This window comes from Acinetobacter sp. 10FS3-1, assembly GCF_013343215.1.
In the GTDB taxonomy this organism is placed as follows: domain Bacteria; phylum Pseudomonadota; class Gammaproteobacteria; order Pseudomonadales; family Moraxellaceae; genus Acinetobacter; species Acinetobacter lwoffii_C.
Map to the genome: position 1 here is coordinate 1,504,291 of NZ_CP039143.1, position 16,230 is coordinate 1,520,520.

Consider the following 16,230-nt stretch of genomic DNA (forward strand, 5'->3'; position numbering starts at 1 on the left):
AAAATAAGGTAAAGGGTATACACATGACAAAAACAATTTTAATTACGGGTGCAAGTTCAGGGATTGGTGCCGGGATGGCACGTGAATTCGCACAAAAAGGCTATAATCTGGCAATCTGTGCGCGCCGTCTGGAGCGTCTGGAGGCATTAAAGCAGGAGCTTGAAAGCCAGTATGGCATCAAAGTGATTGCAAAAACTCTGGATGTCACCAATTACGATCAGGTTTTTGAAGTCTTCCGTGCTTTTAAAGAAGAATTTGGCACCCTTGACCGGATTATTGTCAATGCTGGGGTTGGTGAAGGCCGCCGGATTGGTAAAGGTAATTTTGCAATCAACAGGGCCACTGTTGAAACCAACTTCATATCCGCTTTGGCACAATGTGAAGCGGCGGTGGAGATTTTCCGTGCCCAAAATTCAGGTCATCTGGTGATGATTTCTTCCATGAGTGCAATGCGCGGTATGCCAAAACATTTGACGGCGTATGGAGCAAGCAAGGCTGGTGTTGCTCATCTGGCAGAAGGCATCCGTGCAGAGTTGATCGATACACCGATTAAAGTGACCACCATTTTCCCGGGTTATATTCGCACCGAGCTAAATGAAGGTGCAAAAAAACTGCCTTTTGAAGTCGATGAAAAAACCGGTTCACATTTACTGGTCAAAGCTATTGAAAAAGCGCCAGTTAAGGCTTATGTACCTCAATGGCCTTGGTTGCCATTAGGTTTGGCGATGAAACTATTACCATTAAAACTGGTCAATAAACTGGGTTGATTGCAAAGCAATATTTAAAAAGAGGCGAGAAGAGCCTCTTTTTTTATTTGAGATATTTTTGAGTTCTGGCCAAGCGTTCGACAGGATAAAAGCAGCATTGATTCCACAATCATATTTTTTATGAGTAGATGATTCAGTCCACCAGAAGCAATAAAATATATTAATATTCCAATAAAATCTGTGCCAAGAAAATAAATCATATGCTATTAAAAACCATTACTGTTATGTTAATTCCGGCACTGGTGCTTCAGGGCTGGCGTGTCAAAAAAAATACGCTCAAACTTTCCGAACCTTTAGGAGAACGTGAAGGAATTAGCGGAAAAGGGAAAAAGCTGTCCTTATTAATTCTGGGTGACTCTGCGGCAGCAGGTGTGGGGGTGGAGCATCAGGACGATGCCTTATTGGGGGCGATTTTAAAGCAATTAAAAAATGATTTTGAAATTGAATGGAAACTCCAGGCCAAAACTGGTGATACGACTTCTAAAGTCTTGCATGCCTTAGATCAGCTTGAAAAGCGTCATTATGATGTTGTTGTGACTTCAGTAGGAGTAAATGACGTCACTCAATTGATGTCGGCCAAAACCTGGATTGAAAAACAACACCAACTCTATGGAAAAATTCAGCAAAACTTTAGCCCCAAGCTGGTGATTGCAGCAGGTGTACCACCGATGCACTTATTTCCAGCCTTGCCTCATCCTTTGGCCTGGTTATTTGGACAATATGCTCAAAAGATGAATCAGCAACTGGCCAAGTTTGTAGGGGAGCAAAATAATATGCAATGGATTGAATATGATCTTGAAAAATATCAGCAATTAAATTTACAGATGGCGCAGGATGGCTTTCATCCGAGCAAGGAAGTTTATACACTTTGGGGACAAGAAGTAACTCACAGGATTCGCCAGGCATTTTAAACTAACCGAAATGCCTGAATTTGGAATAGTTTATGTCGGATATTGAAACCCATCCATTCCTACCATTTTTACCGCCGAATGCCGAATTATTGATGTTAGGCAGTTTTCCACCACCTCCTACACGCTGGAAAATGGACTTTTATTATCCAAATTTTAATAATGATATGTGGCGAATTTTCGGATTAATCTTTTTTGACAATAAAGACTATTTTCTGGATTTACCGAATAAAAAATTTCAGGAGGCTTTAATCCGGGAGTTTTTAACCGAAACAGGGATTGCGATTTTTGACAGTGGCTATCAGATTAGACGTCTGAAAGGCAATGCTTCAGATAAGTTTCTGGAAATTATCGTACCGGCTAATTTACAGGAATTGTTGAAGAAAATACCTAAATGTAATCATATTATGACCACTGGTGATAAAGCGACTGACACCTTGATGCTCTCCATGCCGGAAGGAACCTTGAAACCCAGTATTGGCCAACCCACCCAGGCTCACTTTTTAGGTCGTGATTTTTATTTATACCGAATGCCATCTTCGTCCCGTGCTTATCCTTTGTCTGTAGAGAAAAAAGCTGAAAGCTACCGGATGATGTTTGAACATGTTGGCTTAATTTAAATTTACGATTTTAAAATAATTGGTCATTCGTGTTCTTTCATAGTCGCAGAAGCTTAGGGAGAAGCTCTTATCACAAGCTCCTCATCCTCTCTTTTGGGGCATGTTCCTCCTACCACCATCGGGAAAAAACTTTAAATACTCATGAACAACGCACTAAGCATCATATTCCACATAATCCCACAAATTAAGTCGTGCTTTTATTTCCTTGCGTATATGCGGCAGCATCGGTAACAGGCTGCCATCAAGCCATAGGCTTAAGGCTTGTGCAGAAAGTAATTGCTGCTGTTCATCAATCAGCTGGGCGCCTTTTACCACGACTAGAGTTTCTTCTGAAGCTTCGGTTTCTATCCCCTTAAAGAGTACCTGCAACTCATAACCGGTATCCTGAATCAGCCATTCCAGCTCTAGCTGAATATTTTCACTAGATTTTAGGACGACTTGACCTTCTATTAGGTCCGAATTAGATAAACAGTCATGTTCGACTCGAATTTTGCTCAGGAACCATTCCTGTTGCGATAGATCCTGAAGAGTTTTTACGGGTGTAAGAATATCACTGAGCTTAAACTGACGGCTTAAATCAAAAAATTGCATGGGAGAAAATGGCAAAAATTCGCAAAATACTAAAAACCAAGATTTTAAAGCACCGCCTCGCTACTGTACAATATTTTGGTGCAGTTTCTTTCTTTTGCTTGATTTATATTCAGCTGTTTAAAGTCAGTTTTATTTTTCAATGCATCTTTTCATCAATTGTGCTGATAATGTCATTACATCATCCATTCAATAGGAAGATAAGACACTGCTTTCATCGCAAAACGCTGGAATTTAGTAGATTCCGGATCGTATGAATATTCTGTACTTGAACCATCTTTATGATGGTCGAGCCAAATGACTTCACCTTGTGAATTGAGTTTGAGCTCATAGGCGATTTGCGGTAAATATGTATTTAAAGCCGTAGAAATCTGATTTTGTAAAAGATCAGATTCGACCACCAATCCCACTTCGGTGTTTAAATTGGCTGAGCGTGGATCAAAATTAAAAGAACCAATAAATACCATGCCGTCAATATCAAAAAATTTGGCATGCAAACTGGATGCATTTTTACCCTTAGCGGGAATTACATTACCGGTCACTATCTCGTACCAGGTTCTTTTGGTGCGCTCTATATAGGGTTTAAACTCATACAGTTTTACGCCATTTTTCAGTAAATCTTGGCGATATTGCTGATAGAAAGCATGAACCAAAGGCACATCATTGGCTAAAAATGAATTGGTCAATACCCGAACATTGACCCCATTTTGAACTAAAGTCGCCAAATAGTCTGCGCCTTTACGGGTAGGCACAAAATAAGCCGAAACCAGTTCCAGGTGCTGTTTGGGTTCTCCCATAATATTGATCATCTGCCTGTAAATCAGCTGGTCTGGGGAAGCTTGACCACGAATTTTATCGGGGGCATCGGCCACAAAATATGCTTTTGCCCAGTTCATTTTACGGGCTTTTAAATGCTCATTGATCTGTTGTGCGGCAAGTTCAATGCGGCTCTTTAATTGGTCTTTTTGTAAGGCCGTCAATTCATAATACTTGCGTAATCTAACCAGTTGTTCAGGGTGGCCTTCACCTAATAGTTGCGGAACCGGATAGCTTAAATCGTCATGCCAAAACTGGTGGAAAACTGTATTGGCATGCTTGACCGCAGTACCATAAAACAAAATATCCATATCGGTAAATTGGAAGTTGTCACTGGCTTCGAAATACTCACGGCTGATGTTGCGACCACCAGTAACGGCAATAGCGCCATCTGCAATGATCAGTTTATTGTGCATACGATGATTGATATTTTTGAATCGAAATGCGTAGTCAATCACCCGTAGTTTTCTAAATTTATAGGGATTAAAAATTTTAATTTCAAAGTTGGGATGCTGGGCTAATTGTTTGAGGCTGGAGTCCAGCTGAGTTCCATTTTGGTCATCAATCAATAAACGGACCTTGACACCACGATCTGCTGCCTTGAGCAGTTCAGCCAGCATGAGCTGTCCAATCGAATCATCTTCCCAAATATAATATTGTAAATCGAGATTGTACTGTGCTTTGTTAATCAGATGCAGTCGCGATGCGATGCTAATAAAGGCATCATCCAAAGCCAAATAGGCACTTAAACCCTGGGCGAGTTGTTCATCCACCTTTGCACCATTTAACCAATGCTCAGCATGCGCCTGAATAGGCAATTGCTTTTGTGATTCATTCATAGGCAAACTGCATCCTGTCAAAGTAATGACTACAGATGAAAGTAAAGCAGCTTGAGTGCGTGGTTTAATCTGCATATTTATTATGAAGTCATTAAGTTATCAATATATTAACATCATGTTAATGGTTGAATCCGATAATAAAAAGAGGTTACTGTAGCTCAACTGTTAAAGAACTAAATGAAGGATGAGTTATCTATGAAATCACGTGCAGCGGTTGCATTTGGTCCAGGTCAACCTTTGGAAATTGTTGAAATTGATGTTGCTCCACCGCAAAAAGGTGAAGTATTGGTTAAAATCACGCATACGGGAGTATGCCATACTGATGCATTTACTTTGTCCGGCGATGATCCTGAAGGGGTTTTTCCTGCTGTTTTAGGTCATGAAGGTGCAGGGGTTGTGGTGGAAGTCGGTGAAGGCGTAACCAGTGTGAAACCGGGGGATCATGTTATTCCGCTTTATACCGCAGAATGTGGTGAATGTTTATTCTGTCAGTCAGGGAAAACTAATTTGTGTGTGGCTGTCCGTGCAACTCAGGGCAAAGGCCTGATGCCAGATGGTACAACCCGTTTTTCTTATCAGGGCCAGCCGATTTATCACTATATGGGCTGCTCGACTTTTAGTGAATATACCGTCGTTGCTGAAGTCTCTTTAGCAAAAATCAACCCTGAAGCCAATCATGAACAGGTTTGTTTGCTGGGCTGTGGTGTAACGACAGGCTTGGGAGCAGTAAAAAATACCGCCAAAGTTCAAGAGGGAGATACCGTTGCGGTATTTGGTTTAGGCGGAATTGGTTTGGCCGTAGTTCAAGGTGCCAAGAAAGCCAAAGCCAGCCGTATTATTGCCATTGATACCAATCCTGAAAAATTCAAATTGGCTGAACAATTTGGTGCAACAGAATTCTTAAATCCAAAAGATTATGATCGTCCAATTCAAGAGGTGATTGTTGAAAAAACTGGCTGGGGAGTCGACCATTCTTTTGAATGTATTGGCAATACCAATGTGATGCGTTCGGCATTAGAGTGTGCGCATCGCGGCTGGGGACAATCGATTATTATTGGTGTGGCTGGGGCAGGTCAGGAAATTTCGACCCGTCCATTCCAGCTAGTTACAGGTCGTAGCTGGAAAGGAACCGCTTTTGGTGGGGTGAAAGGCCGTTCACAATTACCAGGCATGGTGGAAGAAGCCATGCAGGGGGATATTCAGCTTGAGCCTTTTGTAACTCATACCATGCCACTTGAGCAGATCAATGAAGCATTTGACTTGATGCATGAAGGCAAGTCAATTCGCAGTGTCATTCATTTTGACTAAGTCATTTGACTCAAAAAAGACCGGCTTTGACCGGTCTTTTTTTATATTTTTGCTTCCGGATACATTTGCCTATTAAAGCCGCACATAGATTAACTGAAAAAACACAAGCCTTCTAAGGTGATTACATGACATATGTTTATATTAGGAACTGTTGACACTTCTTCTATGCTTGCGACAACGCATGTTTTTTTAGCTGGTATAAGACATGAGACAGTAAATTTAGCCCTTTTAAATGAATGACTCATCACGAGATAGCAGCAACAAATATGCTGGTTCTAAAAGGCTGCAGCTAAAACTCTTTCAGTTTGCGCTGCACCACAATCCATTTATGAAATGTCAATAGTTTCTGATAAGAACGTATTTATACGTGATTAAAACCATTTTAAAAAATAAGGATAAGCACTATGTCGAATGATAATTTTGATCGTGATGAAATAAAGAACTCTCCAAAGGAAGTCCGGGATGATTTAAATGCCGATCCAATTACCGGTGAACCCGGTGCTCATCCGGTGGGGACAGGTGTCGGTGCTGCCGGTGGTGCAGCAGCAGGTGCAGCTGTTGGCGCTGCAGGTGGACCTGTCGGAGCAGTCGTCGGCGGCGTAGTGGGGGCAGTCGTCGGAGGTCTTGCTGGTAAAGAAGTCGGTGAAGCGATAAATCCGACTGAAGAAGCCGCTTACTGGCGTGAAAATTCAGTACATACCCCTTATTATTCAGAAGCACGTAGCACTTATAGTGATCTGGATTATGACCGTGACTATGACATAGCTTATCGTGTGGGTTATGAAAATCGCGGGGCTTATGATGCCAATACCCGTTTTGAAGATGCCGAGTCTGATCTGAAGCTCAAATGGGAACAAATGAAAGGTGAATCACGTCTGACCTGGGAACAGGCAAAATATGCAGTACGTGATGCATGGAACCGCGTGACACGCTAATTCTGCTTGTTTAGCAACGAAATGCTGCAAAATTGACAAGACCTGCTTGGATTCAGTGCTTGTCAATTTTGCACTGAGTTGACCAATAATCGGATTAATAAGTAAAAATCATCTAACTCATAAAGATTTTTTTGTATTTTAGGCTTGTCAAACCGGTTCAGAGCGCGTATTTTAAGTTAAGAACCACATTTTATGAACAGACATAAACATGTTAAAGCAACCTATCATTTCAAACGTTTATTTTTATTTTTGGCAGTTTAGATAATTGCCTGAATGCGTTTGGGCGATGAAAAGGTTGCCCACCAGTTGATACCTGATCGGCAACCCTGATCAGGTTTTTTTATGCATGTAATTTAACAATTTTTTCGGAGACAGCCATGACCAACTTTAACTATTCATACTTTAGCAACTTTTATTGGTCTTATTTTAGCCAGTTAGTAACTCTTTCGATTTCTTCGATCAGACCCATAACGCTCAAATAAAAGTTGGGACTGAGTAGCAGTCCCAGGATGAAAAGTCATGAATACCGCAAATACATTAGTAAAAAATCAAACTGAAACAATTCTAAGCTTACCCCAGCAGCTTAAGCAGCACTTGCCACTGTCTCCTCAATTGACTGCTCAGGTGGCTGAACATCGCCAAGTTATTCAAAATATTCTAACAGGTAAGGATCAGCGCTTGCTGGTGATTACCGGACCCTGTTCCATTCATGACGAAGCTTCTGCACTGGATTATGCAAAAAAATTAAAACAGCTCCAGACTCAAGTTGCCGATCAGATTTTTCTGGTCATGCGGGCCTATATTGAAAAACCACGTACCACCGTTGGCTGGAAGGGCTTTCTCTACGATCCAAATCTGGATGGCTCTTCTGATATGCAGCTTGGCTTGGAAAGATCACGTGCACTTTACTTAAATATCCTTGAGCTGGGTTTGCCGATTGCCTCAGAGGTCTTGAGTCCTATGGCAACGGTATATTTCGATGATCTTTTGGCTTGGGGTGCGATTGGGGCTCGCACCAGTGAATCCCAGATTCATCGTGAAATTTCCAGCTATATGCCTTATAGCATTGGTTTCAAAAATGGTACCGATGGTTCTATTCAGATTGCACTGGATGCCATCCAGTCCGCGTCTAAGCCACATCAGTTCTTAGGCATGAGCCAGTCGGGGCTGCCTTGCATGATTCACTCAGCGGGTAATCCTCAGGCTCATCTTATTCTGCGTGGTTCAAATAATGGACCAAATTACCAGTTGGCCGACATTGAAAAGATCAAGGTCCAGCATGCAGCAGAGTTGCCCGCTTTGGTAATTGATTGCAGTCATGGAAACAGCTCGAAAAATCCATTACTACAGCCGCAAGTGCTGCATACGATTGTGACAGAACGTCTGAAAACCAATGTGCGCGGAGTGATGCTGGAAAGCCATTTAATAGATGGTAACCAGAAAATTTCTACGGAGATGCAATATGGCCAGTCGGTGACTGATGGCTGTCTGGGCTGGGAGAAAACCGAGCAGCTTTTACTGGAAGTGGCTCATACTCTGGCATCGACTTGTTTAAAACGTAGCGCTTAAATTCAGAGAAAAGGACTTTCCCGAGGAAAGTCCTTTTTCGTTTAGCGCTTGATCGGCTTTATAAAAACAAGATAAATATGACATCTATCACCCCTTTAAAATAATATTTTTATTGTCAGTAAATTGTTTTGCCTTCTGGCACAAAGCATTGCACAATTCGTAAAAAATCATTGATTCAAATTTTTTATTGATTTATTACCGCAGATTTTCCGCCAAGTATTAAGTATCAAGGCCTGATAAAGCCGTTTAATCAGTAGGATTTAACTGGTAAAAAAACCAAGCTAGCAGACAGTTATTCTCAAGAAGAGCAAAAATCATTGTAAGTGCTGATCTAAGTAAAACTTCTCCTATAAGGTGTCCTGCCATTTATGTACACCCTTAAAATCCCGGCCTAAACTTCTAAAAAAAACAGGCAGATTGATCTGCCTGTTTGTATTTTTAATATGGAGCCTGTTAGGTTGATTTACGCTGAATGACCAGCTTAAAGTACACAATGCTGCTTAGAGTCAACAAGCTACACAGGATAAAGGCGAACTGGTAACTGTAGGCTGCAATAATGGCGCCAATCAACAGGGAACCAATGGCAATGCCCAGATCATAAAAGGTATAAAAAGTAGAAGTTGCATAGCCAATACGGTGTTTAGGTGCACGTTGAATGGCCAGCGTTTGCATACAGGGCTGTACGCTCCCAAAACCTACCCCCACCATCACCGCAGCCAGCATAAACCCCCATAAAGTTTGAATCTGGCTCAGTAGAAACAAGCCCAGACTAAAGGCCACCAGTGCAGGATAAATCACATATTGCGGCCCCTTACGATCATAAATTTTTCCGGTAATGGGGCGTAAACTCATCATGGAAATTGCAAAAACCACGAAGAATAAGCCGGCATAGGCCATTAAGTTTTTGCTTTCAGCAAAGGGGGCGATAAAGGACATGATACTGGCATAAGAAAATGAAATTAGCATCGCCAGTACGGCAATTGGCAGAACTTTCTTTTCCACCAAATCTGTCAGAGCAATAGACTTTTGATTGGAATGACCAGCGAATTTTTCAGGTTCTTTGACCGGAATCAGAAAACAGAAACCGAAACCGATAAAGACCAGAGCGATCAGCAGGGTACTCACCTCAACATAAGACCAGTATTCAATTAGGCTAAGCCCCAGCAATGGACCAAGCACAATGCCCAGATTGACCGACATGACGAAATAGCCCATACCTTCGCCTTTACGCTGTTCTGGAATAAACTGATTGACTACAGGGACACAAACCGTGGTCAATATACTGAACCAGATCCCATGTAAAAATCGGATGATGAACAGGAGAGTCAGCTGATCTGCCAGCAGATAAGCCAAAGAAAACAGGCTAAAGAATACTTCTGAAACAATCAGAGTTTTACGCACCCCAAATTTTTCAATAATCAGGCCACTAAAAGGGCGAACTGCAATTGCTGAAACCATAAACAAAGTCATGGCCAGACCTGCTTGGGTCAAGTTGCCACCAAGTTCATTTAAGATATAAATAGGCAAAATTGTCGTTTGCGCAAAATAGAAAATAAATAAAAACAGGTTGTTGGCCAGACAAAGTACAAAGGACTTGGTCCATAACGGCGATGGAGCAGTATTCATGATTTTCCTAAAATGATGTGCTGCGAGATGCGGGGCTTAATATGAAAAAATTATTGTGATAAATAAGCACGACATATCTAGGAGCGAAGCAAGATGTATAGGAACTTTAAGAAAAATACGTGAAAATTACAATAATATTTTAATACGATCCATTAAATTGAATACTCACAGGACTTTTATACCATTGAACTGATATAAAAAAATCAGCCCTTAAGCTGATTTTTTTATGGACCACTATTTTATAAAAAGTGGAATTATAAGCCTGCTTCATATTCTGTATTGGCGAGCAGCTTGCTCACATCATCCATATTGTCCGGTTTGATTTTATAGATCCAGCCTTTGCCATAAGGGTCGTCATTAATAAAATCTGGATCATCTTCAAGATCAGCATTAACTTCAACTACCACGCCCGATACAGGAGCATGAATATCAGAGGCGGTTTTAACCGATTCAACTACGCCGGCCTGCTGACCTGCGGTAAGCTGTGCATTCAGTTCAGGTGCTTCGACATAGACCAAATCACCTAGTGCATCCTGTGCATGGTCGGAAATACCGGTCACAACAAGATCACCTTCAATGCGTACCCATTCATGTGTACTTGCGTACTTTAGTTCTGAAGGATGATTCATTGATAACTCCTTAAATATCTTAAGATCATTTTCAACATGTTTTATACATTCTTTTTGGTCAAAACAAAAGGCTATGATCCTTTATAAATAAGGATCTTTACGCCAGCTGCTTGGGCTACGACCACTCCAGCGTTTAAATGCCCGGCTAAAATTGGCCACATCGCTATAACCGAGCTCATCGGCAATCTGTTCTAAAGTAAAGTCGGTCCGCGACAGCAGTGAGGTCGCATGCCGGTAGCGTACTTCATCGACCAGGGTTGAAAAAGAAGTGCCTTCAGCCGCCAACTGGCGTTTTAAGGTGCGGTCGGACATATGCAGACGATCTGCCACACTTTCAATACTCAGATAGTGCTGCTCCGAATGTGTCAGAATATCCCGAACCCGCATCGCAATCCGGTGCCGTTCGCCCAGTGCAGACAGTTCTGCTTCACACTGGTTAATGGCGATCTGGCTGGCAATTGGATCGGCGTGGACCAGCTTGTTCATTAAGTAGCTTTTATCAAAGCTTAAAATTAAATGTGGCTGTTCAAAACGGAACTGGTGATTTGGAAATTTCGCCATGAAACGTTCAAAGCCGTCGGGCTTTTTAAAGTCAAAATCAATTTCACCGGAGACATGATCAATGCCCGTAATGGCTTTGGCCATGCTGATCATGCCGATAATCAGCGCAATGGAAATTTCGGTACGCAGGGGTTCCAACTGAATATCTGTTTGTAACTGTACTGTGGCCTTGCTGCCAAAGGTTGAAAAAAATAGTTGCAGAAAGGGCATACGCAACTGGATAAAACGGTTCGCAAGTACCAGTGCATCCGTAATATCGTGAGCTGTCATGATGGCATAGCCGATAAAGCCATGAATCGAAATCCGCATTTGCGTACCCAGATGATAACCCAGTGTTGGTTCACCAGTCAGTTTAAGGGCATGCTTAACCAGCTCATTGGCCACAGGAGTCGGGATCCGAAAATCAGGATCGGCCAATTGTTCAGCGGTTAGGCCAAATGGTGTAAATAATGATTCACTGTTATATCCCCAGCGAGAAATCACATCGAGGAGTAAAAGACCGTATACACCAGGAATACCCTGGTCTTGGCGTGAGGCTATTATTTTCATGCGCGATCCGTTGCACTCATACAAGTTTTTCTACTTATGCCCTGATATTGGCATGAAACAGTCATTTTTTCATTCATATTGTTGGACAAAGGCTGGCTAAATTGTCCTGCTTAAATTAGAGAATGAGCCTGATTATAGCCAAAAAATGATCTAAAAGTTATATAATTCATGTATCTAAGAGAAAAATTTATTCTTTCAGAATAATCAAAACCGTTTTATTAAAAGGCAATCATGTCAACAGACCGCTTAATGAATGAAAAAAAGAGACATCACAATCAGTCTTAACCAAAGCCGCAGGCCTGATCCGAAAGATGTACATTTGGATCAGGCCTGCGGCTTTGGAAGCAGTATTTCTTTTAAATCAAAGCTATTTGAAAAAATTATAGATCGGTCGATGGCGCTTTGTGAGCCTGCTGTTCGATCAGGAAACCGCCTGTTTGTCGCTGCCAGAGATGAGCATAAATACCGTTTAACGCGACCAGCTCCTCATGCGTGCCTTGCTCTGCAATGCGGCCCTGATCCATGACAATCAGGCGATCCATCTGGGCAATGGTCGAGAGGCGATGTGCAATCGCAATCACTGTTTTATCCTGCATCAGGTCATCCAGACTGCTCTGAATTGCCGCTTCTACTTCAGAATCGAGCGCACTTGTCGCTTCATCCAGAATCAGAATAGGGGCATCTTTCAAAAAGACCCGGGCAATTGCAATACGTTGACGCTGGCCACCAGAAAGTTTCACGCCGCGTTCACCCACATAAGCCTCATAACCTTTACGTCCACGTAAGTCGCTCAAGTTCGGAATAAATTCTTCTGCCTTGGCTTTGCGCACAGCATCATACATTTCTTCATCGGTCGCATCCGGACGGCCATACTTGATATTTTCTGCGACTGTACGATGCAATAAAGAGGTGTCTTGGGTTACCAGGGCAATATTTTTACGCAAGCTGTCCTCAGTGACATGATCAATATCCTGACCATCAATCAGGATTCGGCCCTGATCCAGCTGGTAGAAATGTAATAATAATTGAATCAGGGTGGATTTTCCTGCACCTGAACGACCAACGATGCCGATTTTTTCACCCGGACGAATCGTTAGATCAAACTGGTCAATGACCGGTTTTTCATTATAGGCAAAGGTGATATTTTCAAACCTGATTTCTCCTTGCTTGAGCTGTAACTCTTTCGCATCCGGACGGTCTTCAATAGAAATTTTACGTCCCAGCGTACGCATTCCGTCCTGAATGGTGCCGACATTTTCAAACAGAGCAGAGGTTTGCCACATCATAAATTCGGCAATACTGTTCAATTTCAGCACCATGGCGGTGGTAGCTGCAATAATGCCGAGTTCAGCCTGTCCCTGCATCCAGAGCCAGACCGCCGTCCCCAAGACACCTCCATACAGAATCACGCTCAGAAATAAAATGCTGATTTCATATTGGGCGCCCAGACGCATTTGTTTATAAACAGTCTGCATAAACTCCTGCATGGAGGACTTGGCGTACTGACTTTCGCGTCCGGCATGAGCAAAGAGCTTGACCGTTTGGATATTGGTATAAGCATCGGTGACCCGTCCGGTCATCACTGCACGGGCATCAGCCTGTTGCGAGGAAATTTTACTCAGTTTTGGAATAAAGTAACAGGCAGCACAAATAAACAGCAGCAGCCATAATAACAGGGGCAGAACCAGTAAAGGAGAAATGGCGCCTAGTACGATATTGATCGTAATGAAGTAAATCAGGACATAGGCCAGCATATCGCCCAGAATCACCCAGAATTCACGAATCGCTAGAGAGGTTTGCATCACTTTGGCAGATAAGCGTCCGGCAAAATCATTATGGAAAAAATCCAGACTTTGCTTAAGTAACAGATTATGAAAGCGCCAGCGCAAGCGCATCGGAAAGTTACTGTATAGAATCTGATGCTTGATAAGCGACTGGGCACTGGCAAATAAAATATTGGCCAGCAGAATAAAGCTTAACCAGATAAGATTACGGGCATGTTCTTCTAAAAAAGTCTCTGGCTGGCTGCGGCTGAGCCAGTTGACCAGTTCGCCAATCTGGGAATAGAGCACGGCTTCAAAGCTGGCAGCACCTGCGGTACATAGCACCAGAATCAGTAAATAACGGCGCACTCCATAGGCCGCCTGCCAGACAAAAGGAAAAAACTGGGTAGGCAAGGGCTGATTCAGATGTTTGGTGGGATAAGGGTCCACCAGCCGTTCAAGCCATCGAAACATTGTCGTACTCTTTGCTCATGCATGCTGCTTTTCAGGAAGTATAAAGGATTCTATTTTTTAAAGTCTGCAATTGGGTGAAATTGCCACACAATGATTAACGAAATCAAACTTTAGATTGCAGGTTGAACGCTTAGATGAGTTGTATGTCTATTGCTGTATTTAAAAGAAATACTTGATGGCATTGGGTAAAGCAGCAGACAATACGCATATAAAAAGCCTGAAATGACGCATCATTTCAGGCTTGCATTTAGGCTTGCGCTATTCAGCGAAACGTTTAGTGAATAATCGGCGAAGGTGGTGGAGTAAAAGCTTCTTTTAGATCATGACCTGAAGGAGCCTGATACACTTTCAGTTCAAACTCGGGAATAATCGCCAAGATATGATCCATGATATCGGATTGGATATTCTCATATTCAGTCCAGGCAGTGGTATTGGTAAAGGCATAAATTTCAAGCGGTAAGCCTTCACTGGTCGGTTGTAACTGACGCACCATTAAAGAAAAATCTTTGGCAATCCCGGGATGCTGCTGTAAATAAAACTCCAGATAGGCACGGAACGTTCCTAGATTGGTCAGACGGCGCTGGTTATATTGGGAATGATGCTGTAACTGTTGGTTGAATTTTTCTATTTCTTCACTTTTACTATTCAAATACTGATCCAGCAGGATAAAATTTTTCAGCTTGGTCTGTTCTTCGGCACTCATGAAATGCACACTGCTTTGGTCAATGTGGATTGAACGCTTGATCCGGCGTGCACCCGCTTCCTGCATACCGCGCCAGTTTTTAAAGGTATCCGTGACCAGTTTGTTGGTGGGAATGGTCGTTATGGTCTTGTCAAAGTTTTGCACTGTCACGGTATGTAATGACATATCAATGACATCACCATCGGCATTCAGTGAAGGCATTTCAATCCAGTCACCAATACGTACCATGTCATACGAGGAAATCTGGACTGAAGCCACCAGCGATAAAATCGTGTTCTGGAAAACCAGCATCAGCACCGCGGCCATCGCACCAAAACCGGCGAGCAGGGTGAATACATCCTTTCTCAGGAAAGTGCCCAGAATCATCAAGCCGCAAACGATAAAAATAATCAGCTTTACCAATTGTAAATAACCTTTAATCGGTTTATTACGTGATTTTGGATTACGCTGGTAAATCAGGTTGAAAATATTGAGCAGCTCGCCGAGTGCCAGTGCAATGGTCAGGAAAATAAAGGCTTGTGCGCCCATTTCGATAAGGGCTTGAGCCTTATCTGATAAATGCGGTACGGTACTGATACCATTCATGATCACGATGGCCGGCACAATATTGGCAATCCGGCGAATCACGCTATGCTGAGCAAAAATCGTGTTATTGGCAAAAGGCATTTTGGAAATGAGTTTACGAATTCCACGAACAACCACTTTTTTAGCAAATAAATTGGTAATAAGGGCAAATAGAATCAGGATGCTTAATGAAGACAGCATTTCCAGCCAGGGATACTGATCTGTCCAATCCTGAATGTTCTGAATAAAATTAAACTGTTCCAACTGATCTTTCTCTTAGATTAAAAAATTTGATAGAGTTTATAGCTTTGAAGCTGACTTTTTAATCCTGGATAACTTTTTAAAACATATCCCTCTAGGTCTTATACTTTTTTAGCTTCATCGTTTCATTGAATATAAAAAACCGGCAGGTTTGCCGGTTTATATTTCCAGATGTTTTCTGGCGAGGTGGCAGAGCAAACTACCACATCAGGTCATCTGGAATGACATAGGCTGCATACGGATCTTCTTCATCAGTAATTTTTTCATTTTTCTCTGAATTGTTAACCAGAATAAAACCTTCCATTTTGGCATTGATACGCTCTGCCAATGCTTTAGGCAGGAAAGCATACTGGGTATTGTCACGTGCAATCACCAGACTGCCAGCCACCAAGGCATTATAAATCTGTTGATTGATATAGACTTTTTTGATTTTATCATTGTCAATGAACTGGTAGCTGATTTCGCCATCGGTATCGCGGATTTTATGCTGATTGATCATCTGTATGATGGCAGCTTGCAGTTCTTTTTCCTGTAACTGGGCTTTTTTTGCTCGCTCAATGGCCTGATCTTTGGCCAGCTTTTCCTGTTGGTCCTGTGCAATCTTCGCCTTGATTTCAGCTTCACTGCTGTCACCCGTACGTTTTTCATGTACTGCCTGTTTAGACAGTTTTTTTGCTTTTTTATTATCGACCAGGCCAGCTTTTAACAATTGTGCCTGTAATGCATTTTTAACCATGAGAATTTCCAGAA

General features: G+C 42.2%; 14 protein-coding genes. 6 read left to right on the plus strand and 8 right to left on the minus strand.

Annotation, left to right across the window (positions count from 1 at the left end; genetic code table 11):
• Window positions 1–23 precede the first annotated feature (23 nt).
• The 3 genes from E5Y90_RS07145 (at window position 24) to E5Y90_RS07155 (ending at window position 2,295) form a co-directional block, all read left to right on the plus strand.
• The gene (locus tag E5Y90_RS07145) at window positions 24–767 is read left to right on the plus strand and encodes an SDR family oxidoreductase (RefSeq protein ID WP_174659816.1); all 744 of its coding nucleotides are present in this window, start codon (window positions 24–26) and stop codon (window positions 765–767) included.
• 200 nt (window positions 768–967) lie between these two features.
• Window positions 968–1,678 (plus strand): SGNH/GDSL hydrolase family protein, encoded by a 711-nt coding sequence (locus tag E5Y90_RS07150; RefSeq protein WP_174659817.1) that lies wholly within the window; start codon window positions 968–970, stop codon window positions 1,676–1,678.
• A gap of 32 nt (window positions 1,679–1,710) precedes the next feature.
• The gene (locus E5Y90_RS07155) at window positions 1,711–2,295 is read left to right on the plus strand and encodes a uracil-DNA glycosylase family protein (protein WP_151207681.1); all 585 of its coding nucleotides are present in this window, start codon (window positions 1,711–1,713) and stop codon (window positions 2,293–2,295) included.
• Window positions 2,296–2,448: 153 nt separating this feature from the next.
• On the opposite strand, the gene E5Y90_RS07160 is transcribed toward E5Y90_RS07155, so the two are convergent.
• On the minus strand, window positions 2,449–2,886 hold the full coding sequence (locus tag E5Y90_RS07160; protein ID WP_174659818.1) for a hypothetical protein: 438 nt from the start codon (window positions 2,884–2,886) through the stop codon (window positions 2,449–2,451).
• A 173-nt stretch (window positions 2,887–3,059) separates the two neighbouring features.
• On the minus strand, window positions 3,060–4,613 hold the full coding sequence (locus tag E5Y90_RS07165; protein WP_174659819.1) for a phospholipase D family protein: 1,554 nt from the start codon (window positions 4,611–4,613) through the stop codon (window positions 3,060–3,062).
• Between the two features lie 120 nt (window positions 4,614–4,733).
• Between E5Y90_RS07165 and E5Y90_RS07170 the strand changes: the two genes are divergently transcribed.
• The 3 genes from E5Y90_RS07170 to E5Y90_RS07180 all read left to right on the plus strand — a co-directional run bounded on the left by E5Y90_RS07170 (window position 4,734) and on the right by E5Y90_RS07180 (window position 8,350).
• Entirely contained in the window at window positions 4,734–5,846 is a 1,113-nt protein-coding gene (locus tag E5Y90_RS07170; RefSeq protein ID WP_151207687.1) for an S-(hydroxymethyl)glutathione dehydrogenase/class III alcohol dehydrogenase, read from the plus strand.
• Between the two features lie 404 nt (window positions 5,847–6,250).
• Window positions 6,251–6,781, plus strand: a complete 531-nt coding sequence (locus E5Y90_RS07175; protein WP_174659820.1) for a hypothetical protein — start codon at window positions 6,251–6,253, stop codon at window positions 6,779–6,781.
• A 519-nt stretch (window positions 6,782–7,300) separates the two neighbouring features.
• Window positions 7,301–8,350 carry a 3-deoxy-7-phosphoheptulonate synthase gene (locus tag E5Y90_RS07180; RefSeq protein WP_151203380.1) on the plus strand — a complete coding sequence of 350 codons (1,050 nt, stop codon included), beginning with the start codon at window positions 7,301–7,303 and terminating at the stop codon, window positions 8,348–8,350.
• Between the two features lie 453 nt (window positions 8,351–8,803).
• Here the strand turns inward: E5Y90_RS07180 and E5Y90_RS07185 are convergent, their stop codons facing one another.
• The 6 genes from E5Y90_RS07185 to E5Y90_RS07210 all read right to left on the minus strand — a co-directional run bounded on the left by E5Y90_RS07185 (window position 8,804) and on the right by E5Y90_RS07210 (window position 16,216).
• A complete protein-coding gene (locus E5Y90_RS07185) occupies window positions 8,804–9,976 on the minus strand; it encodes an MFS transporter (protein ID WP_174659821.1) in 1,173 nt (390 codons plus the stop codon).
• A gap of 254 nt (window positions 9,977–10,230) precedes the next feature.
• A complete protein-coding gene (gene gcvH, locus E5Y90_RS07190; protein ID WP_151203382.1) occupies window positions 10,231–10,605 on the minus strand; it encodes a glycine cleavage system protein GcvH in 375 nt (124 codons plus the stop codon).
• 81 nt (window positions 10,606–10,686) lie between these two features.
• Window positions 10,687–11,715, minus strand: a complete 1,029-nt coding sequence (locus E5Y90_RS07195) for an AraC family transcriptional regulator (RefSeq protein WP_151203383.1) — start codon at window positions 11,713–11,715, stop codon at window positions 10,687–10,689.
• A gap of 380 nt (window positions 11,716–12,095) precedes the next feature.
• A complete protein-coding gene (locus tag E5Y90_RS07200) occupies window positions 12,096–13,952 on the minus strand; it encodes an ABC transporter ATP-binding protein (RefSeq protein WP_151203384.1) in 1,857 nt (618 codons plus the stop codon).
• A gap of 274 nt (window positions 13,953–14,226) precedes the next feature.
• Complete coding sequence (locus tag E5Y90_RS07205; protein ID WP_151203385.1) at window positions 14,227–15,483, minus strand: mechanosensitive ion channel family protein; 1,257 nt, start codon at window positions 15,481–15,483, stop codon at window positions 14,227–14,229.
• A gap of 196 nt (window positions 15,484–15,679) precedes the next feature.
• Window positions 15,680–16,216: a DUF2058 domain-containing protein gene (locus tag E5Y90_RS07210; protein ID WP_151203386.1), complete on the minus strand. Its 537-nt coding sequence runs from the start codon at window positions 16,214–16,216 to the stop codon at window positions 15,680–15,682.
• Window positions 16,217–16,230: the final 14 nt, after the last annotated feature.

Excerpts from the sequence above, each read along its gene's own strand:
- E5Y90_RS07145 (WP_174659816.1), top strand. The coding sequence starts at position 24 with ATGACAAAAACAATTTTAATTACGGGTGCAAGTTCAGGGATTGGTGCC.
- E5Y90_RS07150 (WP_174659817.1), top strand. The coding sequence starts at position 968 with ATGCTATTAAAAACCATTACTGTTATGTTAATTCCGGCACTGGTGCTT.
- E5Y90_RS07155 (WP_151207681.1), top strand. The coding sequence starts at position 1,711 with ATGTCGGATATTGAAACCCATCCATTCCTACCATTTTTACCGCCGAAT.
- E5Y90_RS07160 (WP_174659818.1), bottom strand. The coding sequence starts at position 2,886 with ATGCAATTTTTTGATTTAAGCCGTCAGTTTAAGCTCAGTGATATTCTT.
- E5Y90_RS07165 (WP_174659819.1), bottom strand. The coding sequence starts at position 4,613 with ATGCAGATTAAACCACGCACTCAAGCTGCTTTACTTTCATCTGTAGTC.
- E5Y90_RS07170 (WP_151207687.1), top strand. The coding sequence starts at position 4,734 with ATGAAATCACGTGCAGCGGTTGCATTTGGTCCAGGTCAACCTTTGGAA.
- E5Y90_RS07175 (WP_174659820.1), top strand. The coding sequence starts at position 6,251 with ATGTCGAATGATAATTTTGATCGTGATGAAATAAAGAACTCTCCAAAG.
- E5Y90_RS07180 (WP_151203380.1), top strand. The coding sequence starts at position 7,301 with ATGAATACCGCAAATACATTAGTAAAAAATCAAACTGAAACAATTCTA.
- E5Y90_RS07185 (WP_174659821.1), bottom strand. The coding sequence starts at position 9,976 with ATGAATACTGCTCCATCGCCGTTATGGACCAAGTCCTTTGTACTTTGT.
- gcvH (WP_151203382.1), bottom strand. The coding sequence starts at position 10,605 with ATGAATCATCCTTCAGAACTAAAGTACGCAAGTACACATGAATGGGTA.
- E5Y90_RS07195 (WP_151203383.1), bottom strand. The coding sequence starts at position 11,715 with ATGAAAATAATAGCCTCACGCCAAGACCAGGGTATTCCTGGTGTATAC.
- E5Y90_RS07200 (WP_151203384.1), bottom strand. The coding sequence starts at position 13,952 with ATGTTTCGATGGCTTGAACGGCTGGTGGACCCTTATCCCACCAAACAT.
- E5Y90_RS07210 (WP_151203386.1), bottom strand. The coding sequence starts at position 16,216 with ATGGTTAAAAATGCATTACAGGCACAATTGTTAAAAGCTGGCCTGGTC.